This is a genomic window from Melaminivora sp. (genome assembly GCF_032059615.1).
Lineage (GTDB): Bacteria > Pseudomonadota > Gammaproteobacteria > Burkholderiales > Burkholderiaceae_C > Melaminivora.
On the sequence record NZ_DAMCAM010000054.1, the window covers coordinates 1 to 19,787 of the forward strand.

Here is a 19,787-nt window from a genome sequence, read left to right on the forward strand (position 1 = left end):
GCAGCAGGCCGGCACCGCCATGGTCGCGCAGGCCAACCAGCTGCCCCAGGGCGTGCTGGCCCTGCTGCGCTGATCGGTGCGGCGGCTCAGGGAGCGTGGCGCCCGGCGCCCGCTTCCCTGCACCGCCAGCGGGAGGTCTGAAGCCGGCGCGACGGGTTTTCCCGCCGCGCCGGCTTTCGCGCAAGTGGCGCGGTACAGGAAACAGAGGGGTTTGCAGCGCCCTTTTCCTTGTCCTGGTCGCGCGGCCCCCGGCAGATAATGTCCTTTGTGTTGGCGTCGGGTTTTGCCCAGGAGGTGGTCATGGCCAGTTTTTCTTCGATCGGTGTGGGCCTGGGCGGCAACGTGGACGTGAACGCGCTCATCAAGGCGTCCGTCGATGCGGTCAAGATGCCCATCACCCGCCCCAACGGCCTCAATTACCAGGCCAAGCTGACCGAAGCCAAGATTTCCACCTTCGGCCAGGTCAAGTCCCTGGTGTCCACCCTGCAGTCGGCCGCGAGCAAGCTCTCGAGCATGACCGGCTGGAACGCCGTCTCCGCCATGTCGTCGGACAGCAAGATCGTTTCGGCCACGGCAATTGGTGGCACGGTGGAGACCACCTTCAGCGTCGAGGTCGAGCAACTGGCCAAGGCCCAGGTGTCGACCGCCCAGGGCCTGCCTGCGGGCCAGCCGGTGGGCGCTGGCACGCTGAAGCTGGAGATCGGCAAGTGGGACGGCGGCAACTTCACGGCAGGCAGCGCCAGCCCCGCGGTGGAGATTTCCGTGGGCGCGGGCGACACCCTGTCCGATATCGCCGGCAAGATCAACGAATCCAAGAGCGGCGTCACGGCCACCATCCTGACCGACGAGACCGGTCAGCGCCTGATGCTGCGCAGCAAGAACACGGGCGAGGAGGCCGGCTTCAAGGTCTCCATCCTCGACGACGCCGACGGTGACACGGGCGATGATCAGGGCCTGTCGCGCCTTGCCGCTGGCCTGTCCACCGACCCGGGCGTGGGTGCCGCTGCCAATGCCAAGGCCACCATCAACGGGCAGTTCGCCGTCAGCTCGCCGACCAACTCCTTCGAGAACGCCGTGGCCGGCGTGACATTCAAGGCCGAGCAGAAGACCACCGCGCCCATCGAGATCACCGTCAAGCGCGACGGCGATGCGATGAAGAAGAACATCGAAGATTTCGTGGTGGCTTACAACGCGGTCAACCAGGCGCTCAATGATCTGACCAAATACGACGTCGGCACCAAGGAAGGCGGCATGCTGCAGGGCGATTCCACGGCCATAGGTCTGCAAAACACGCTGCGCAACGTGATGCAGTCGTTCTCCAGCAGCACGGGGCCTTTCCGCATGCTCTCGGATATAGGACTGGGCACCGTCAAGGGCGGCGACCTGGCGATCGACAGCACCAAGCTGGAGGCAGCGCTCAAGGACCCGGCCGGCCTCAAGGCCCTGTTCATCGGCGCCGACGGCGTGGGCACGACCACCGATGGCGTGGCGGAGAAGGTCAAGGCCGCCACCAGTGATCTGCTGGACAGTGATGGCTTTTTCGCCACCAAGGACAAGCAGCTGAAGAATGTCCTCAAGGCCAACGCCAAGGAGGTCCAGCGGGTCAACGACCGGGCCGCGAGTGCCGAGGCGCTGCTGATGTCGCGCTATACGGCCCTGGACACGCAGATGAGCAAGATCAACGCCCTCAACGCGTACATCTCGCAGCAGGTGACGACATGGAACAAAACCAAGATGTGAGGGCGACGCAAGCCTTCAGTTTTCCGCCGTGTGGCCGATAAAGAGGTCAGCAGTCAGTCAAGGAAGCCACCATGTTCAACGCCTTCAGTTCCCGTTCCGCATCCGCCTATCAGCGCATCAACGTGGAGACCAGCATGCCCACGTTCGACCCGCACCAGCTGGTCGCGCTGCTGTATGAAGGCGTGCTCAACGCCATCGCTTCGGCACGTGGAGCGCTGGCACGCAACGACGTGCAGGCCAAGTGCGACGGCATCGGCAAGGCCGTCCGCATTCTCGAAGAAGGCCTGCTCACCGCCCTGGACCGCGAAGCCGGCGGCGAGCTGGCCGCATCTCTGGAGGCCGTGTACGACTATTCCCTGCGCCGCTTGATCCAGGCCAACATGGCCAATGACGACGCCATGCTGCAGGAGGTGGCGCGCCTGATCGAGCCCATCTCGCAGGCCTGGCGCGACATGAAGAACCCGGCCGCCGCTGCCATGGCAGCAGCCAACGATGCGATGCCCTCTGCACTGGTGGAGGCCTGAAATGCCCGAAATGCTGATCGACTACTACAAAGCCATTGAACAAAGCAGCTCCCGCATGCTGGAGGCCGCGCGCCTGAAGGACTGGGACGAAGTGGTGCGCTGCGAAGGCGCGTGTGCGGTGCTCATCGAGCAGCTGCGCTTCCAGGCGGGCCAGCAGGAGCTGGCGCCCGAGGAGCGCAAGGAAAAGGCGCGCATCATGCAGCGCATCCTGCGCAACGACGCCCAGATCCGCTACCTGACCGAGCCCTGGATCGCCCAGTTCGACCACCTGTTCGAAGGCCAGCCCCAGGTCATGCATTGATCCCGGGGCGGCGGCCCGGCTCCAGGGCCGGGCCGAGGTCCCCGCGCCCGGCAGGGGCTTCCAGGGGCAAAACGAACAAAAGCCGACCACCCGCAAGGTGGTCGGCTTTTTTGCTGAAAATTTTAAAGAAAAGTGGCTCCAGCCCTTGTCGGGCTTGGAGAGTGCGCTATCAAAAATTGAGTCGGCGGGGCGTCACACCTGCATGTTCATGATGTCGGTGTAGGCCTGCACCATGCGGTTGCGCACGTGCAGCGTCGCCTGAAAGCCGATCTGCGCCTTCTGCATGGCGACCATGGTTTCCTCCAGGCTGACGTTGGGATTCTCCAGCTGCACCTCGCGCTGCAGATCGCTCGCCTGGGCCTGCGCATTGCTCACGCCGCGCAGCGCGTCCTTGAAGGCCGTGGAGAAGCCGCCGACCTCGCCCGCGCCGCCCTGCGGCGCGGTGGCGCGGCGGGCGAGCTGGGTGCCCGTCAGGGGCTGGGTGGTGCTGGCGATGCGCAGGTCCATGGCGTAAGGCGTGGCGGGAGTTGGGAAAGTGGGGCAATCCTAGGGCCTGCCCGCGCGCCGCGCTGGCGGAATAACAGGCCAAAGGCGCGCCTTATCGGGCGAACGCCGGCGGGGCGCAAACCCATAATCGCCGCAACTGCCATTGGGCCCGCCCTGGCGCCGCCCCCTTCCGATTGCCGTCACGCCCCAAGCCACGATGACCTCCGCCGTCGCAGAAATCCCCGCCGTACCCAACCCCGCCGCCCCCGCGGCGCCGGGCCTGCTTGCCCGGTTCGGTGCGCTCGACCGCGCCACCCGGCTGCGCTGGGGTGCGGCGGCCGCCGTGCTGCTGGCCGTCGTCGTGGGCGCCTTCTTCTACGCTCGCCAGCCCGACTACAAGGTGCTGTTCGCCGGCGTGAACGACAAGGACGGCGGCGCCATCGTCGCGCAGCTCACGCAGATGAACGTGCCCTACAGGTACAGCGAGGGCGGCGGCGCCATCCTGGTGCCGGCCGAGCGTGTGCACGACGTGCGCCTGCGTCTGGCCACGGCCGGCCTGCCCAAGGGGTCGGTCTCGGGCTTCGAGCTGATGGAGACCAGCCGTTTCGGCGTGACCCAGTTCCAGGAGCGGCTGAACTTCCAGCGCGGCCTGGAGGGCGAGCTCACCCGCTCCATCCAGGCGCTGGCTTCGGTGCAAAGCGCGCGCGTGCACCTGGCATTGCCCAACCAGAACGGGTTCTTCCGCGAGCAGCAAAAGCCCTCGGCCTCGGTGCTGGTGAGCCTGCACCCGGGACGCGTGCTCGACCGCGCGCAGCTGGCCGGCATCGTGCACCTGGTCGCCTCCAGCGTGCCCGAGCTGGCGCCCTCGGCCGTGAGCGTGCTCGATGACACCGGCAAGCTGCTGTCGCAGTCGCCCGATGGCAACTCCGGGGCCAGCGTCGATGCCCAGCAGCTGGCCTATGTGCAGCAGATCGAGCAGCAGTACACCCGCCGCATCGTCGACCTGCTGGAGCCGGTGGTGGGCAAGAACAACGTGCGCGCCCAGGTCACGGCCGAGGTGGACTTCAGCCACACCGAGTCCACCGTGGAGCAGCACCGGCCCAACCTCTCGCCCGAAGCCAGCGCCGTGCGCAGCCAGCAGGTGCTGGAAACTGGCGTCACCCCGGGCAGCCAGCCACCCACGGGCGTGCCCGGCGCCGTGACCAACCAGCCGCCCCAGGCCGCGGGCGCGCCCATCAACGGCCCGGCGCCGCAGCTGGGCGCGGGCGGCGGCCAGCAGGGCGGAGCCGGCCAGGGCAAGCGCGAATCGGTCACCAACTACGAGGTGGACAAGACCACCCAGGTCACGCGCGGCAGCGCCGGCGCCATCAAGCGCGTGAATGCCGCGGTGGTCGTCAACTACGCCAGCGTGAGCGAAGGCGCCGGCAAGCCGGCCCAGGCCAAGGCCCTGTCGCCCGAGCAGATCGAGCAGATGACGGCGCTGGTGCGCGAGACCATCGGCTTCAACAAGGAGCGCGGCGACTCGGTCAACCTGATGAACACGCCGTTCCTGGTGGAGCAGGAGAACGTGGTCGAGCTGCCGCTGTGGAAGCAGCCCGAGGTGCGCGAACTGGCCCGCACGCTGGGCTGGCCCCTGGGCGTCTCGCTGGCCGTGGCCCTGCTACTGCTGGGCCTGGTGCGCCCGACTCTGAAGGCGCGCGGCGCACCCCAGGCCGTGCCGGCCGCGGGCCTGCAGGTGGATGCCATTGAGTCCGAGAGCCTGGAGCGCCCGGCGCTGCCCGCGCCCGAGCAGGTGGCCCTGCCCGTCAAGGAGCTGCCGCCCACGCCCGAGCAGAGACGCCTGGAGGACGCCCGCACGCTGGCGCGCGACAATCCCGTGGCGGTGGCCAACATCATCAAGACCTGGGTGAACGGTGAGTGACGTGGCGCCGCGAGCCAGGACTGACGACGGATTGCAGGTGGTGATCTATGGATGAGCAAGGGCTGAACGACGCGGCCATCATGCTGATGTCGCTGGGCGAGGAGGAGGCCGCCGAGGTCTTCAAGCACCTGTCGCCCAAGGAGGTGCAAAAGCTGGGCGAGACCATCGCCCGCATGCGCACCGTCTCGCGCGAGAAGGTCGATGAGGTGCTGGGCCGTTTCACCAACGACGCGGCGGCGCAGAGCCTGCTGGTGTCGGACACCAGCAACTACGTGCGCGCCGTGCTCAAGCGCGCCCTGGGCGACGACAAGGCGGCGCTGCTGATCGACCGCATCCTGCAGGGCGGCGATGTCTCTGGCATCGAGAGCCTCAAGTGGATGGACCCGCTGTCGGTGGCCGAGCTGCTGCGCAACGAACACCCGCAAATCGTTGCCGCCATCCTGGTGCACCTCGATCCCGAGCAGTCCTCGGGCATCCTGATGCACCTGTCCGAGCGCCAGCGTGGCGAGGTCATGCTGCGCATCGCCACCATCGAGGGCATCCAGCCCACGGCGCTCAAGGACCTGAACGAAGTGCTGTTTCGCGTGCTGGCCGGCGGCGACAAGATCCGCAAGAGCTCGCTGGGCGGCGTCAAGGCCGCAGCCGAGATCATCAACCTCATGGGCTCGGGCGCCGACGCCGTGGTGCTCGAATCCATCCGCAGCTACGACGCCGACCTGGCGCAGAAGATCATGGACAAGATGTTCGTCTTCGACGATCTGGCCAAGCTCGATGGCCGCGCCATCCAGACCGTGCTGCGCGAAGTGGCGTCCGAGACGCTGGTCGTGGCCCTGAAGGGCGCCCAGCCCGAGGTGCGCGACAAGATTCTGGCCAACATGTCCTCGCGCGCCGCCGAGGCCATGCGCGAGGACCTGGAGTCGCGCGGGCCCATGCGCCTGTCGGAGGTCGAGGCGCAGCAGCGCGAAATCCTGAAGACCGTGCGCCGTCTGGCCGAGGAAGGGCAGGTCGCCCTGGCCGGCGGCGCCGACGACGCCTTCGTGTGACCCGGGCGGCAGGCTGAGAAGACATGGCAGGCAACCACCGCAACTACACCCGTTTCATCCCGCGCGAGGAGGTGGGCGAGGTCACGCGCTGGCAGTTCGGCTCGGTCGGCATGGGCGGCGCGCCGGTGCTCGAGCCGCTGTTCGCCGAAGCGGCCGCGGCCGCCGAGCAGGAGCCGGCGGCGCCGCTGGAGCCCGTGATTACCGAGGCCCAGCACGAGGCGCTGCTGGCCCAGGCCTGCCAGCAGGCCCACGCCCAGGGCGTGGCCGAGGGCCAGGAGCAGGCGGGCCTGCACTGGCAGCAGCGCATGGACGAATACGTCGCCGGCCAGGGGCGCGAGGCGGCCGGGCGGCTGGCGCAGGTCGCCCAGGCGCTGGAGGCGAGTTTTTCCGGGCTGCAGCAGGACATGGCGCAGCAGGTGCTGGGCCTGGCCTGCGACATCGCCCACCAGGTCCTCAGGAGCGAGCTGGCCGTCAACCGCGAGGCCGTGCTGCCCGTGGTGCGCGAGGCCCTGTCCATGCTGGTCGGCGAGAGCCGCCCGGCCACGGTCAAGCTCAACCCCGCCGACTGGGAGGCCGTGGCGCCGGCGCTGCGCAGCGAATTTCCCAACCCGCGCATCGAATGGCTGGCCGACGCCTCGGTGCAGCCGGGCGAGTGCATGGTCGAGTCCGCCGGCATGGTGATCGACGGCACGCTGGACAAGCGCTGGCGGCGGGCCATTGCCGCGCTGGGCCTGACCGACGCATGGCGGGGGGCCGGCCATGGCCATTGAGCCCGATGCCGCCTGGCAGCAGTGGATGGCGACGGCGCGCGAGCGCGTGGCCGGCCCCAACCCGCTGGAGACGCGCGGCACGCTGACCCGCCTGACCGGCCTGGTGCTCGAGGCCGCGGGCATCCGCGCCCCGGTGGGCTCGCAGTGCCAGGTGCAGATGCCCGGGCACGACGCGGTGCTGGCCGAGGTCGTGGGCTTTGCCGGCGACAAGGCCTACCTGATGCCGGCGGGCGACATCCACGGCCTGTCCAGCGGCGCCAGCGTCACGCCGGCGCCGGCCTTCGTGCCGCCGCTGCGCCTGGGCGCGGCGCCCCTGGAAGAGGGCCGACCCGCGGGCGAGGGAGCCCTGCTGCTGCCCATGGGCGACGGCCTGCTCGGGCGGGTGGTGGATTCGCAGGGCCAGCCACTGGACCATGCCGGCCCGCTGGCCGACGTGCGCGCCCTGCCCATGGACCGCAGCCCCATCAACGCCATGGAGCGCGACCCGGTGCGCGAGCCGCTGGACACCGGCGTGCGCTCCATCAACGCGCTGCTGAGCGTGGGCCGGGGCCAGCGCCTGGGCCTGTTTGCTGGCTCGGGCGTGGGCAAGTCGGTGCTGCTCGGGATGATGGCGCGCTACACCCGGGCTGACGTCATCGTGGTCGGGCTGATCGGCGAACGCGGCCGCGAGGTCAAGGAGTTCGTCGAGGACATTCTGGGCGCGGGCGACCGCGACCGCGCCGTGGTGGTGGCGGCCCCGGCCGACGCACCGCCGCTCTTGCGCATGCAGGGCGCCGCCTACGCCACGGCGATTGCCGAGCACTTTCGCGACAAGGGCAGGCACGTGCTGCTGCTCATGGACTCGCTCACCCGCTACGCCATGGCGCAGCGCGAGATCGCCCTGGCGATTGGCGAGCCGCCGGCCACCAAGGGCTACCCGCCCAGCTGCTTTGCCAAGCTGCCGGCGCTGGTCGAGAGGAGCGGCAACGGCCTGAACGGCGTGGGCTCGATCACCGCGTTCTATACCGTGCTCTCTGAAGGGGACGACCAGCAGGACCCGATCGCCGACGCCGCGCGCGCCATCCTGGACGGGCACATCGTGCTGTCGCGGGCGCTGGCCGAGGGCGGGCACTACCCGGCCATCGACATCGAGCAGTCGGCCTCGCGCGTCATGCACAACGTCGTCACACGCGAGCATCTCGACCTGGCGCGGCGCTTCCGCGCCGTGTACTCGCGCTACCAGAAGAGCCGCGACCTGATCCAGGTGGGCGCCTACATGGCCGGCTCCGACCCGCAGATCGACGAGGCTATCCGCCTGCAGCCGGGCATGGTGGCCTTCCTGCAGCAGAGCATGTTCGACGGCGCCACCATGGACGACAGCGTCGCCGGCATGGCCCAGGCGCTGCAGGAGGCATGAGGCCATGTCGAGCCTGAAAGCCTTCACCGTCGCCGTCGAGCTGGCCGAGCGCCAGCGCGACGCCGCGCGCCAGGCGCTCAAGAGCGTGGAGGCCGCGCACCAGGCCGCGCAGGCGCAGCTCGCGCAGATCGAGGGCTATGCGCTGGAGCTGCAGGACCGCTGGGGCGCCAGCGAAGGGCGTGCGCTGGCACCGGAGGTGATGCGCCACCATTACCAGTTCGTCGGCCGGCTGGAGCACGCCGCCGGACTGCAAACCCGCGTGGTGGCCGGGCAGGACCAGCGCGTGGCAGCGGCACGGGCGGCGCTGCTGCAGGCCGAGCTGCGCCTGTCCAGCCTGCGCAAGGTGCTCGAACAGCGCCAGGCCGAGCAGGCGCGCGAGCGCCAGCGCAACGAACAGAAGCAGACCGACGAATACGCGTCGCAGCGTGCCGCAGCACGCCGCGCCGCCAGCCACGAGGAGTGAGCCATGATGAATACGGCACAGGCAGGCATCGAAACCGGTGCGCCTCAGGGCGCTCATGCCGCCAGCGCGGCGCGGGGCGCGCGCCGCCCGGCCGTCGAGGCGCAGGACGGCGCCCAGGCGGGCGGCTTTGCCGCGCTGCTGGCCGGCCTTGGACAGGACGCAGCAGTGGTGCCGGAGACGACGCCGGCTGAGCCGGCCCTGCCAGGCGCCGCGGGGCAGGGCGCAGACGACGCCGATGCCTCTGGTGCCGAGGTCGTTGCCGAAGGCACCCTGCTTGCCATGCTGATGGGCCAGATGCCCGGCGCCCCGATCCAGCTGCCCGCCGAAGGGCCGGGGCAGAAGGTGGGCAATGTCCAGGGAGACCTGGCCTGGCCCGGTGGCGCAGCGCGCGGGGCTGCGTCGCACGGCCTGCGCGGCGCGGCGCAGCAGGGGCTGGACGTGGCGCTGCACGGCAGGCCCGGGGCCGACACCCTGGTGGGCGAGACGGCCCTGCTCGACGCGGCGCAGCCCGACCTCGATGTGGATGCACAGGCCGCGCTGGAGCCCGGCGCCGACCGCCCGGGCACAGCCCGCAGGCCGGCGCGCCCGGCCGGCGCCCCGGCCCTGCCCGCCGCCGTGGCCCGCGCCAGCACCGGCACGCTGATGGCGGCCGTGCGCGACGTGGCCGCCGCCGCGGCCACGCTGCAGGCGCCGGCGGCCCAGGCGGCGTCCGGTGCCGCCCAGCCGGCCGCGAGCACCGCGGGCGGGCCCCGCACCGACGTGCCGCAGGTCCAGGCTGCCACTGTCCCCCCGCAGGGCGACCCGGGGATGTCGGCGGCCGCGGCCCTGTCCGGCGCGCCGGAATCGCGCCCCGGCGCCGGCCCTGCCAGCCCCGCTGGCGCGGGCGGGCCGGGTGCGGCGGGCACTGCCGCTTCGGGTGCCGAAGGCATCCAGCCCCCGGCCGAGGGCGGGCTGGCCGACCCGAACGCCGCAGCGGTGGCCGATCCGGCAGCCGCCGAGGCCGAGCTGGCCGAGCAGGTGAGCTACTGGGTCCACCAGGGCCTGCAAAACGCCGCGCTCACGCTCGAGCGCGACGGCGCGCCGGTGCACGTGCAGGTCTCGCTGGCCGGCAATGAGGCCCATGTCAGCTTCCACAGCGACGAGGCCCAGGCGCGCCAGATGCTCGACGCCGGCACGGCCGAGCTGCGCGCGCTGCTGCAGGAGCAGGGCCTGCAGCTGGCGGGCATGACGGTCGGGGCAGGGCAGGGGGGGCGCCAGGGTCGCTCAGGCGCGGGCGGCGAGGACGGTGGTGACAACCGCGGCGCCCGCCAGGGCGTGGTGCGCGCGGGCATGGACCAGAGCGCCCCGGGGCCGCGCCAGCCGGGCCGCGGCACGGCCGCCGAGCGCTCGGTGGACATCTTCGTCTGAGAGGCCGGGGCTTTGCGCCAAGCCGCCGAAAGCGCGGCTTTCCGGCGTTTATTCTGGCTATCATGGCCCGCGCCGCGCGCCAATAATCCCCCCATCCGCCGAGATGGGGCGCCGCGTGGTGGCACCCTGCCCGACCATCGCCGTGCGCGCGCGCAGCGCCAGAAAGCCCCGCAGTGTCCGAGACCGAAGCCGCTCCTCCGAAGAAAAGCAAGAAACTGATCGTCATCGCGGCGATCGTGCTGCTTGTGGTGGTGCTGGGCGGGGCCGCCGCCTGGTTCTTCCTGTCGCAGCGCCATGCGGCCGACGAGGACGAGGAAGGCGGCGCGCCGCGCGCCAGCCAGAGCGCCACGCCCAAGGCGCCGCCCACGTTCCTGCCGCTGGAGAGCATGGTGGTGAACCTGGCCGACCCGGGCGGCGACCGTTTCGCGCAGATCGGCATCACGCTGGAGCTCGACGACGCCAAGGTGGCCGAGCAGGTCAAGGCCTACATGCCCAGCATCCGCAGCAGCGTCCTGCTGCTGGTGTCGCAGCGCACCAGCGACGAGCTGCTCACGCGCGACGGCAAGGAAAAGCTGGCCGCCGACGTGCGCCGCGAGGTGCTGCGCCCCCTGGGCATTGCCCCGCCCAAGCCCACGAAACGCAGCACCCCGCGGGATGAGGATGACTATGACGACGAGGAGCCGCCGCGCCGCCGCGCCGAACCCAACAACCCGGTGCGCCAGGTGCTGTTCTCCAGCTTCATCGTTCAGTGAGCCGAGGACTGTCTCATGAGTGAATCCTTTCTGTCGCAGGAAGAAGTCGATGCCCTCCTGGAGGGCGTCACGGGCGAGAGCCAGAAAACCGTCAAGGAAGAGATCGAGGCCGGCTCGATCCGCAGCTACGACATCTCCAGCCAGGAGCGCATCGTGCGTGGGCGCATGCCCACCATGGAGATCGTCAACGAGCGTTTCGCCCGCAATTTCCGCATCGGCCTGTTCAACCTGATCCGCCGCAGCCCCGAGATCTCGGTGGGCACGGTGTCGGTGCAGCGCTACAACGCCTTTTTGCGCGAGCTGGTGGTGCCGACCAACTTCAACATCGTCGCCATCCGCCCGCTGCGCGGCAGCGGCCTGATCGTGTGCGAGCCCTCGCTGGTGTTTGGCGTCATCGACACGCTGTACGGCGGCACGGGCAAGTTCCAGACGCGCATCGAGGGGCGGGACTTCTCCGCCACCGAGCAGCGCGTCATCAACCGCCTGGTGGACGTGATCTGCGAGGAATACAAAAAGGCCTGGCAGGGCATCTACCCGCTCGAATTCGGCTACCAGCGCTCGGAGATGCAGCCGCAGTTCGCCAACATCGCCACGCCCAGCGAGATCGTCGTGTCCACGGCCTTCCAGCTGGAGATCGGCGACCTGTCCGGCGCCATCCACATCTGCATGCCCTACGCCACGCTGGAGCCCATCCGCGACGTGCTGTATTCGGCCACGCAGGGCGATGCGATCGAGGTGGACCGCCGCTGGGTGCGCGTGCTCACGCGTGAGATCCAGGCCGCCGAGGTCACGCTGGTGGCCGAGCTGGCCCGCGCCGACGCCACCGTGGAGCAGCTGCTGGCCATGAAGCCGGGCGACTTCATCGAGCTCGACCGCGAGCCGCGCATCCGCGCCTCCATCGGCGGGGTGCCGCTGTTCGAGTGCCAGTACGGCACGCACAACGCCAAGTACGCGATCCGCATCGAGGAGTGCCTGCGCACCGCGGACGCCAGCTGGCTGGGAGACAAACATGGCAAATGAAAACGACCACGACGGCCTGCCGGCCGACGGCGGCGCGGACGACCCGTTCGCCGGCTGGGCCGAGGCGCTGGAGGAGCAAAAGCGCTCCGATGGCGGCAACACCTTCGATGCCGAGCAGGGCGGGCCCCTGTCGGGCGAGGCCATGCGCCCGTCCTCGGTTGCGGCCGACCCGGCGGTGCACGACATCAACATGGTGCTGGACATCCCGGTGCAGCTGTCGGTGGAGCTGGGCCGCACCAAGGTGCCGATCAAGTACATCCTGCAGCTGGCCCAGGGCTCGGTGGTCGAGCTGGACGCGCTGGCCGGCGAGCCCATGGACGTGCTGGTCAACGGCTACCTCATCGCCCAGGGCGAGGTGGTGGTGGTCAACGACAAGTTCGGCATCCGCCTGACCGACGTGGTCACGCCCTCCGAGCGGCTGCGCCGCGTGAGCCGGGGCTGACGGCCGTGGGCATGACGCAGACGCTGGCGCTGGTGGTGCTGTTCGTGGCGGCGCTGTCGGCACTGCCCTGGCTGATCCGCCGGTTGCAGCAGCGCCAGATGGGGCTGCTGCCTGGTGGCGGCACCGGGGCGGCCTCGCGCGTGCTCTCGGCCGTGGCCGTGGGCCCGCAGCAGCGCATCGTGACCGTCGAGGTGGGCCCCTCGCACCAGCGCACCGTGTTGGTGCTGGGCGTGACGACGCAGCAGATCAACTGCCTGCACGTGCTACCCGCCCCGTCGTTCGCCGGCGAGGTGGCGGCCGCGCGCGCAGGCGCGCCCGAGAGCCATGGCTGAGGCGCGCCGCGGCCTGCGCCGGGCCGGTGCCCTGCTGGCCGGCGGCTGCGCCCTGGCGCTGGCTGCCTGGGCCCCGGCGGCGCTGGCGCAGCAGGCCGGGGCGGCCCAGCCGGGCGCGCTGCCCCTGGTGATCGGCGCCGGCCCGGGGGGCACCAGCTACTCGGTGCCCATCCAGACGCTGCTGTTCTTCACGGCGCTGTCGTTCCTGCCGGCGGTGCTGCTGATGATGACGGGCTTCACGCGCATCGTGATCGTGCTGTCGCTCCTGCGCCAGGCCATCGGCACGCAGTCGGCGCCGCCCAACCAGGTCATCGTCGGGCTGTCGCTGTTTCTCACCGCTTTCGTCATGGGTCCCACGCTCGACCGCGTCTACCAGGACGCCTACGTGCCCTACAGCAACAACCAGCTGAGCTTCGAGCAGGCGGTGCAGCAGGCCGAGGGGCCGGTGCGCACCTTCATGCTGCGGCAGACGCGGCAGTCGGACTTCGCGCTGTTCGCCCGTCTGGCCCGGCTCGAAGACGGCGCCACGGCCGAGACGGCGCCGCTGCGCGTGCTGGTGCCGGCCTTCGTCACGAGCGAGCTGAAGACGGCCTTCCAGATCGGCTTCATGATCTTCATCCCGTTCCTGATCATCGACATGGTGGTCTCCAGCATCCTCATGTCGCTGGGCATGATGATGCTGTCGCCGGTGCTGGTGGCGCTGCCGTTCAAGCTGATGCTGTTCGTGCTGGCCGACGGCTGGAACCTTTTGATCGGCTCGCTGGCCGCGAGTTTCTCCACCTGAACGACGCGCAGAAAGCCGCTCCCATGACCGCACAGTTCGTCCTCACCATGGGCCGCGAGGCCCTGACCATGCTGCTGACGATCGCCCTGCCGGTGCTGAGCGTGGTCATGGCCGTGGGGCTGGCGGTGAGCATCTTCCAGGCGGTCACGCAGATCCACGAGGCCACGCTCGCCTTTGTGCCCAAGCTGATCGCCGCCGTGCTGGTGTTCGCCGTCGCCGGGCCCTGGATGATCTCCACGCTGGTGGACTTCCTGCGCCGCACCATCGAGTCCATCCCGAGCGTGGTCGGCTGACGCGCGGCCGAGGGCAGGCCCTTGATCACCTTCTCCGAGGCCCAGATCATGGCCTGGCTGTCGCCGGTGCTGTGGCCGTTCCTGCGCGTGCTGGCGCTGTTTTCGGTGGCGCCGGTGTTCTCCATGCGCGCCGTGCCCACGCGTACGCGCATCGGCCTGGCCTTCCTGATCGCCGTGTGCGCCCAGGCCGTGCTGCCCGAGCAGCCGGTCATCAGCGTCAACGGCCGCGAGGCGCTGGGCGCGGTCGTGCAGCAGGTGGGGGTGGGTGTGGCCATCGGCTTTGCCGTGCGGCTGGTCTTCGCCTCGCTGGAGCTGGCCGGCGAGGTCATCGGGCTGCAGATGGGCCTGAATTTCGCCTCCTTCTTCGACCCGGCCAGCAACGCCCAGGTCAGCGCCGTGGCGCGCTTCTTCGGCAACATGGCGCTGCTGCTGTTCGTCGTCATCAACGGCCACCTGATGGTGCTGATGGCGGTGGTCAAGAGTTTTGAGCGCTTTCCGGTGCAGGGCCACTGGTTGGAGGCGGTCGGGCAGATGCGCCTGCACGAGCTGGGCGGCGCGCTGTTCTCCAGCGCCCTGTGGATCGCCCTGCCCATGGTGGCCCTGCTGCTGTTCGTCAACCTGACGCTGGGCATCATCTCGCGCGTGGCGCCGCAGATGAACATCTATGCCGTGGGCTTTCCGGTCACGCTCACCGTGGGCATGCTGGGCATCACGGCCACGCTGCCCCTGCTGGAGCAGCCCATGCTCAGCCTGCTGCAGCGAGCGATCGACCTGTTCTCGCCAGCGTGAGTCAAAAAAGAGAGCAAATCATCGTTGTCCCTGAAGGGCAAACGGCCTGAAAGATTGGTAATCGCCGAGCCGCGTCACACCAGCTGGTTGCGGATGGCGTACACCGTCAACTCGGCGTTGTTGCTCAGCTTGAGCTTGTCCAGCACCCGCGCGCGATAGACGCTCACCGTCTTGGGGCTGAGCATCAGCTCCTCGGCGATATCCGACAGGCGCCGGCCCGAGGCGATCTTCACCAGGGTCTGCAGCTCGCGCTCGGACAGCGCCTCGTGTGGCAGCTCGGCCGCCGGCTGCGCCAGGCTGTCGGCCAGCAGCTGCGCCACCTCGGGCGTGAGGTATTTGCGGCCCTGCACCACGGTGTGGATGGCGTGGATGAGCGCCAGCGGGTCGCCCCCCTTGTTGGCATAGCCATAGGCGCCGGCGCGGATGGCGCGCAGCGCGTACTGGTCCTCGGGGTACATGGAGACGATCAGCACCTTGATGTGCGGGTGCGTGTCGCGCAGGGTCGCCAGCACCTCCAGGCCGCTGCGCCCGGGCAGGTTCAGGTCCAGCAGCAGCACGTCGCAGGCGGCGGTGCGCAGCACCTCGCGCAGCTCGGGGTAGCTGCCGGCCTCGCCCGTGACCACGATGTCGGGCGACTCGATGATGGTGTCGCGGATGCCGCGGCGCAGCACCGCGTGGTCGTCACAGAGGACCACGTTGATCATGTCTCATCCTCCTGCTCGCCCTCCGGGCCGGGGCTCGCGTGCGATGGTAGCCGCGCGGCCCCGGGCAGGGGCAGCGAGACGATGATGGAGGTGCCGCGGCCGACCTGGCTGCTCACGTCCAGCCAGCCGCCGGCGCGGCGCGCCCGCTCGGCCAGGCCCTTGAGGCCGAACGAGCGGGGTTTCTTCAGCGTCTCCGGGGCAATGCCGCAGCCGTCGTCCGTCACCTCCAGCGTCAGCACGCCCTCGTGGTCGGACAGCTCGATGCGCACCTGGCTGGCCTGCGCGTACTTGTGGATGTTGGTGAGTGCCTCCTGCGCCGTGCGGTAGGCCACCAGCTGCAGCGCCGGCGGCACCTGCGCGGCGGCCGCGCTCTCGCACAGCAGGCGCACCGGCAGGCGGGTGCGCCGCTCGAAGGTCTCGGCAAGCCACTGCACGGCCGCGGCCAGGCCCTGGTCGAGCACGGGCGGGCGCAGGTTGAGCATGATGCGCTGGCTCGCGTCGATGGCGTGCTGCAGCATCTCGCAGGCCGTGTCGGCGTGGGTGCGCAGGCCCTCCTCGCGCGAATGGCGCTGGATCCAGGCCAGGTCGAACTTGACGGCGGTGAGCGCGCCGCCGATGTCGTCGTGGATCTCGCGCGCGATCGCCGCGCGCTCTTCTTCGATCGTGGTCTGCAGGTGCTCGGCCAGTGCGGCCAGGCGCTGCTCGGACTCGGCCAAATCGGCCGTGGCCTGCTCGCGCGCGCGCCGGGCCTCGGCCACCTCGATGGCGCGTTCGACCACGTGCGGCAGCCGCGCCATGTCGTCCTTGAGCAGGTAGTCGGCAAAGCCCAGGCGCATGGCGTCCACGGCGGCGGCCTCGCCGATGGCGCCCGACAGCAGCACGAAGGGCGGGTGGCCGCCGCGCGCCTCGGCCAGCTGCCAGGCATCGATGGCGGTGAAACCCGGCAGGTGGTAGTCGGCCAAAATCACGTCGAACCGCTCCCGGTCCAGCCAGGAGGCAAAATCCGCCAGCGTGTCCACCTGGCGGATCTCGTGCGCCAGGCGCGCGCGGCGCAGCGTCAGGCGCACCAGGGCATGGTCGGCCTGCGAGTCCTCGAGATGCAGCACGCGCACGGGTCTTTTCGAGGTCAGGGATTCATCGGGGTTGGGTATCATGGATACATATTGGAACAAAGCGGGACATGGTGCCCTGCGCCGGCACATGGCACTGCACAACACACCCTGTATGAAAGTCCCCGCAGGCGGCCACGCCGGCCTGTCGCCGGCGCTGTGCCGGCAGTGATGGAGGAACGATGCAATCCACGCCCAACACAACGCCCGGGCCTGTCGTGCAGTTGCCCGTGCTGGTGGCGGCCGAGTTGCAGGATTCCCTGCTGATGGTCATGCACGACCTGCAGCGGCTCGAGGGGCTGCTCAACCATGCCACGGACAACCTGCTGGCCCGCTTCGGCGAGGCCAACCTGTCGCTGAGCGACGAGGCGGTGCAGGCCTCGCGCGAGCTGGAGACGCTGCGCACGGCGTTGCGCAGCGCCGTCACGGAGCTGCAATTCCACGATATGGCCACCCAGCTCATCGCCCATACTAGCCGTGTGCTGCAGGCCTGCGCCTTTCGCCTGGCGGCCGAGACCATGGGCGCCGGAGACGACGAGGAGGAGGCCGCGCCGATGGAGGACGTGGCTCCCGACCGGCCCAACCCCGTCACGCAGAGCGAAATGCAGGCGGGCTCGGTGGAGCTGTTCTGACCCCCGCGGCCGAGGCCTGTCCCAGATTTTGTCCAGATTCTTCAAGACTTGAATTCGTCGGAGCTATACATGCAGTCCATTCTCGCGGTCGATGATTCGCCGTCCATGCGCAAGATGGTGTCCTTCACGCTCACCGGAGCGGGCTACCACGTGGTGGAGGCCGTCGATGGCCAGGATGCGCTGGAGAAGGCCGAAACCCATGACATCCACTTGGTGCTGGCCGACCAGAACATGCCGCGCCTGGACGGCATCGGCCTCACGCGCCGGCTGCGCGAGCATCCGCGCTTCAAAAACACCCCCATCCTGATCCTGACCACCGAGTCCAGCGACCAGATGAAGCAGGCCGGCCGCAACGCCGGCGCGACCGGCTGGCTGGTCAAGCCGTTCGACCCGAACCGCCTCATCGAGGTCATCCAGAAGGTCATTCGCTGACCGCCCGTGCACCGGGCAACCGACGCAGAACACAGGAACCCCCATGGCGGACACCCACCAAAGCGGCGCTGGCGCCGACTTCGACCTGAGCCAGTTCTATCAGATCTTCTTCGAGGAGGCGGCCGAGAATCTCGACCAGATGGAGCAGATGCTGCTGGACCTGGACGTGAGCGCGGCCAACGACGAGGAGCTCAACGGCATCTTCCGCTGCGCGCACTCGATCAAGGGCGGCTCGGCGACCTTCGGTTTCTCCGATGTGGCCGAGCTGACCCACCAGATGGAGTCGCTCCTGGACCGCCTGCGCCGCCATGAGCTGCAGATGATCCCGCAGATGGTGGACGTGCTGCTGGAGTCGGCCGACGCCTCGCGCAGCCTGCTGGCGCGCCACCAGGCGGGCGGCGAGGGCGAGGCCCTGTCCACCCAGGAGCTGGTGCGGCGCATCAGCGAGCTGGTGGCCGGCGGCGGCGCACCGGCCCCGGCGCCCACACCGGCCCCGGCCGCTCCCGCGCCCGCCCCGGCACCCGCACCCGCCCCGGCTGCAGCGCCGGCCGCGCTGCCGGGTGGCGAGCGTGAGCTGCAGATCGACGTCGGCCCGCTCGCGCAGCCCGCGGTGGCCGATGCCATCAAGGAGCTGTTTCGCGACATTCCCGGGCTGGGCAGCATCAGCGACCTGCCCCAGGACCGCCCCGACATGCGCCGCTTTGCGGTGCGCACCACATCCACCGACGAAGACCTGCTCGACCTCTTCGTGTTCCACGTGTCCAAGGAGCAGGTGCAGATCCGACCCGCCGGGCAGGCCGAGGCTGCCCCGGCCCAGCCGGCCGCCGCTGCGCTGCCGGCCGCCCCCGAGGCCGCCCCGTCCGCCGACGGCGCCGCGGTGCTTGAACCCTACGGCTTTTTCCCCGGCGCGCCCGGCATGCCGGCCGAGGGCGCGGCGGCCGGTGCCGCCGGTGCCGCTGCTGCCCCCGCGGCTGCGCGCCCGGCCGCCGCGCGCGGCGCGGGCGACGGCAAGGCCGCGGCGCCCGCCTCGTCCATGGAGTCCTCCACCATCCGCGTGGCCGTCTCCAAAGTGGACCAGCTCATCAACCTGGTGGGCGAGCTGGTGATCACCCAGGCCATGCTGGCGCAAAACAGCCGCGACCTGGACGCCGGCATCTACCAGCAGCTGCTGGCCGGCCTGGCCGACCTGGACCGCAACACGCGCGACCTGCAGGAATCGGTCATGTCGATTCGCATGATTCCGATGTCCACCGTGTTCAACCGCTTTCCGCGCATGCTGCGCGACCTGGCGGGCAAGCTGGGCAAGAAGGTCGATTTCGTCACCCAGGGCGAGGCCACCGAACTGGACAAGAGCCTGGTCGAGAAGATCACCGACCCGCTCACGCACCTGGTCAGGAACAGCTGCGACCACGGCATCGAGATGCCCGAGGAACGCCTGGCCGCCGGCAAGCCCGAGCATGGCACGCTGACCCTGTCGGCCTCGCACCAGGGCGGCTCCATCGTCATCGAGGTGCGCGACGACGGCAAGGGCCTGTCGCGCGAGAAGATCCTCCGCAAGGCGCGCGAGCGCGGCATGGACGTCTCCGACGGCATGTCCGACAGCGACGTCTGGAATTTGATCCTGGCGCCCGGGTTCTCCACCGCCGAGACGGTGACCGACGTGTCCGGGCGCGGCGTGGGCATGGACGTGGTCAAACGGAACATCGCCTCGCTCAACGGCTCGATCGAGATCGACTCGGCCGAGGGCTATGGCATGCGCGTGTCGGTGCGCCTGCCGCTCACCCTGGCCATCATGGACGGCATGTCGGTGGGCGTGGACAAGGAGGTCTACATCCTGCCGCTGTCCTCGGTGGTCGAGTCCTTCCAGGTCAACCTGCAGGAGGTCAACACCGTGGCCCAGGGCTCGCAGCTGGTCAAGGTGCGCGACGAGTACATGCCCGTGGTGGCGCTCGAGCGCATCTTTCAGGTGCCGCGCCCCGCGGGCGAGGCGGGCAGCAACATCATGGTGGTGGTCGAGGCCGACGGCAGCCGCGTGGCCGTGCTGGTCGATGAGCTGCTGGGGCAGCACCAGGTGGTGGTGAAGAACCTGGAGACCAACTACCGCAAGGTGCCCAACGTCTCGGGCGCCACCATCCTGGGCGACGGCACGGTGGCGCTGATCCTGGACACCGGGGCGCTGGTGCGCCGCGCGCGCCATTGAAGGCAAGGAGCGATCGAGAATGAGTGCAGTGATGAACCCCAAGGGCACGGGCGCGGCCGCCGCGGCCGGTGCGCGCGAATACCTCACCTTCCGCCTGGGCCAGGAGGAGTATGGCCTGGACATCCTGAAGGTGCAGGAGATCCGCGGCTACGAGACGCCCACGCGCATCGCGCATGCGCCGGCCTTCATCAAGGGCGTGACCAACCTGCGCGGCACCATCGTGCCCATCGTGGACATGCGGCTGCGC

General features: G+C 69.8%; 23 protein-coding genes. 20 read left to right on the forward strand and 3 right to left on the reverse strand.

All coding sequences use genetic code 11. The features are described 5' to 3' along the window. Nucleotides 1-300 precede the first annotated feature (300 nt). The 3 genes from fliD (at nucleotide 301) to RT051_RS11585 (ending at nucleotide 2,565) form a co-directional block, all read left to right on the forward strand. Nucleotides 301-1,740: a flagellar filament capping protein FliD gene (fliD, locus tag RT051_RS11575; protein WP_313076799.1), complete on the forward strand. Its 1,440-nt coding sequence runs from the start codon at nucleotides 301-303 to the stop codon at nucleotides 1,738-1,740. A 71-nt stretch (nucleotides 1,741-1,811) separates the two neighbouring features. After that, the gene (gene fliS / locus RT051_RS11580; RefSeq protein WP_313076800.1) at nucleotides 1,812-2,264 is read left to right on the forward strand and encodes a flagellar export chaperone FliS; all 453 of its coding nucleotides are present in this window, start codon (nucleotides 1,812-1,814) and stop codon (nucleotides 2,262-2,264) included. Between the two features lies 1 nt (nucleotide 2,265). After that, nucleotides 2,266-2,565, forward strand: a complete 300-nt coding sequence (locus RT051_RS11585) for a flagellar protein FliT (RefSeq protein WP_313076802.1) — start codon at nucleotides 2,266-2,268, stop codon at nucleotides 2,563-2,565. A gap of 192 nt (nucleotides 2,566-2,757) precedes the next feature. On the opposite strand, the gene fliE is transcribed toward RT051_RS11585, so the two are convergent. Continuing rightward, nucleotides 2,758-3,072 carry a flagellar hook-basal body complex protein FliE gene (gene fliE, locus RT051_RS11590; protein WP_313076805.1) on the reverse strand — a complete coding sequence of 105 codons (315 nt, stop codon included), beginning with the start codon at nucleotides 3,070-3,072 and terminating at the stop codon, nucleotides 2,758-2,760. 196 nt (nucleotides 3,073-3,268) lie between these two features. Here fliE and fliF point away from each other — a divergent pair, with 196 nt between their 5' ends. The 13 genes from fliF (at nucleotide 3,269) to fliR (ending at nucleotide 14,463) form a co-directional block, all read left to right on the forward strand. Beyond that, on the forward strand, nucleotides 3,269-4,972 hold the full coding sequence (gene fliF / locus RT051_RS11595) for a flagellar basal-body MS-ring/collar protein FliF (RefSeq protein WP_313076808.1): 1,704 nt from the start codon (nucleotides 3,269-3,271) through the stop codon (nucleotides 4,970-4,972). A gap of 47 nt (nucleotides 4,973-5,019) precedes the next feature. Then, nucleotides 5,020-6,015: a flagellar motor switch protein FliG gene (gene fliG / locus RT051_RS11600; protein WP_313076812.1), complete on the forward strand. Its 996-nt coding sequence runs from the start codon at nucleotides 5,020-5,022 to the stop codon at nucleotides 6,013-6,015. Between the two features lie 23 nt (nucleotides 6,016-6,038). After that, nucleotides 6,039-6,785, forward strand: coding sequence for a flagellar assembly protein FliH (locus tag RT051_RS11605; RefSeq protein ID WP_313076817.1), 747 nt, complete (start codon nucleotides 6,039-6,041; stop codon nucleotides 6,783-6,785). Next, on the forward strand, nucleotides 6,775-8,181 hold the full coding sequence (fliI, locus tag RT051_RS11610; protein WP_313076820.1) for a flagellar protein export ATPase FliI: 1,407 nt from the start codon (nucleotides 6,775-6,777) through the stop codon (nucleotides 8,179-8,181). Before RT051_RS11605 ends, fliI begins: the two co-directional genes overlap by 11 nt. Before the next feature lie 4 nt (nucleotides 8,182-8,185). After that, complete coding sequence (gene fliJ, locus RT051_RS11615) at nucleotides 8,186-8,644, forward strand: flagellar export protein FliJ (protein ID WP_313076823.1); 459 nt, start codon at nucleotides 8,186-8,188, stop codon at nucleotides 8,642-8,644. Nucleotides 8,645-8,647: 3 nt separating this feature from the next. Further along, nucleotides 8,648-10,051: a flagellar hook-length control protein FliK gene (locus tag RT051_RS11620; RefSeq protein ID WP_313076826.1), complete on the forward strand. Its 1,404-nt coding sequence runs from the start codon at nucleotides 8,648-8,650 to the stop codon at nucleotides 10,049-10,051. Nucleotides 10,052-10,224: 173 nt separating this feature from the next. Continuing rightward, complete coding sequence (gene fliL / locus RT051_RS11625) at nucleotides 10,225-10,803, forward strand: flagellar basal body-associated protein FliL (RefSeq protein ID WP_313076831.1); 579 nt, start codon at nucleotides 10,225-10,227, stop codon at nucleotides 10,801-10,803. A 15-nt stretch (nucleotides 10,804-10,818) separates the two neighbouring features. Continuing rightward, nucleotides 10,819-11,823, forward strand: a complete 1,005-nt coding sequence (gene fliM, locus RT051_RS11630) for a flagellar motor switch protein FliM (protein ID WP_313076834.1) — start codon at nucleotides 10,819-10,821, stop codon at nucleotides 11,821-11,823. Next, a complete protein-coding gene (gene fliN, locus RT051_RS11635) occupies nucleotides 11,813-12,265 on the forward strand; it encodes a flagellar motor switch protein FliN (protein WP_313076837.1) in 453 nt (150 codons plus the stop codon). Before fliM ends, fliN begins: the two co-directional genes overlap by 11 nt. A gap of 11 nt (nucleotides 12,266-12,276) precedes the next feature. Next, nucleotides 12,277-12,597: a flagellar biosynthetic protein FliO gene (locus RT051_RS11640; protein ID WP_313076841.1), complete on the forward strand. Its 321-nt coding sequence runs from the start codon at nucleotides 12,277-12,279 to the stop codon at nucleotides 12,595-12,597. Next, the gene (gene fliP, locus RT051_RS11645; protein WP_313076845.1) at nucleotides 12,590-13,381 is read left to right on the forward strand and encodes a flagellar type III secretion system pore protein FliP; all 792 of its coding nucleotides are present in this window, start codon (nucleotides 12,590-12,592) and stop codon (nucleotides 13,379-13,381) included. The genes RT051_RS11640 and fliP overlap by 8 nt, the downstream gene beginning before the upstream one ends. A gap of 23 nt (nucleotides 13,382-13,404) precedes the next feature. Continuing rightward, nucleotides 13,405-13,674 carry a flagellar biosynthesis protein FliQ gene (fliQ, locus tag RT051_RS11650; RefSeq protein ID WP_313076849.1) on the forward strand — a complete coding sequence of 90 codons (270 nt, stop codon included), beginning with the start codon at nucleotides 13,405-13,407 and terminating at the stop codon, nucleotides 13,672-13,674. Nucleotides 13,675-13,695: 21 nt separating this feature from the next. Further along, nucleotides 13,696-14,463 carry a flagellar biosynthetic protein FliR gene (gene fliR, locus RT051_RS11655; RefSeq protein WP_313076851.1) on the forward strand — a complete coding sequence of 256 codons (768 nt, stop codon included), beginning with the start codon at nucleotides 13,696-13,698 and terminating at the stop codon, nucleotides 14,461-14,463. Nucleotides 14,464-14,537: 74 nt separating this feature from the next. Here the strand turns inward: fliR and RT051_RS11660 are convergent, their stop codons facing one another. Further along, on the reverse strand, nucleotides 14,538-15,167 hold the full coding sequence (locus tag RT051_RS11660) for a response regulator transcription factor (protein WP_313076853.1): 630 nt from the start codon (nucleotides 15,165-15,167) through the stop codon (nucleotides 14,538-14,540). Further along, on the reverse strand, nucleotides 15,164-16,321 hold the full coding sequence (locus RT051_RS11665) for an ATP-binding protein (RefSeq protein ID WP_313076855.1): 1,158 nt from the start codon (nucleotides 16,319-16,321) through the stop codon (nucleotides 15,164-15,166). The genes RT051_RS11660 and RT051_RS11665 overlap by 4 nt, the downstream gene beginning before the upstream one ends. Nucleotides 16,322-16,458: 137 nt before the next feature. Here RT051_RS11665 and RT051_RS11670 point away from each other — a divergent pair, with 137 nt between their 5' ends. From RT051_RS11670 to RT051_RS11685, 4 genes are all read left to right on the forward strand, one after another. Next, entirely contained in the window at nucleotides 16,459-16,908 is a 450-nt protein-coding gene (locus RT051_RS11670) for a hypothetical protein (protein WP_313076857.1), read from the forward strand. Nucleotides 16,909-16,977: 69 nt separating this feature from the next. Next, entirely contained in the window at nucleotides 16,978-17,340 is a 363-nt protein-coding gene (locus RT051_RS11675; protein ID WP_313076860.1) for a response regulator, read from the forward strand. Between the two features lie 43 nt (nucleotides 17,341-17,383). Next, nucleotides 17,384-19,540 carry a chemotaxis protein CheW gene (locus RT051_RS11680; protein WP_313076864.1) on the forward strand — a complete coding sequence of 719 codons (2,157 nt, stop codon included), beginning with the start codon at nucleotides 17,384-17,386 and terminating at the stop codon, nucleotides 19,538-19,540. Nucleotides 19,541-19,559: 19 nt separating this feature from the next. Further along, a partial coding sequence (locus RT051_RS11685; RefSeq protein ID WP_313076867.1) for a chemotaxis protein CheW occupies nucleotides 19,560-19,787 on the forward strand: 228 nt, incomplete at its 3' end.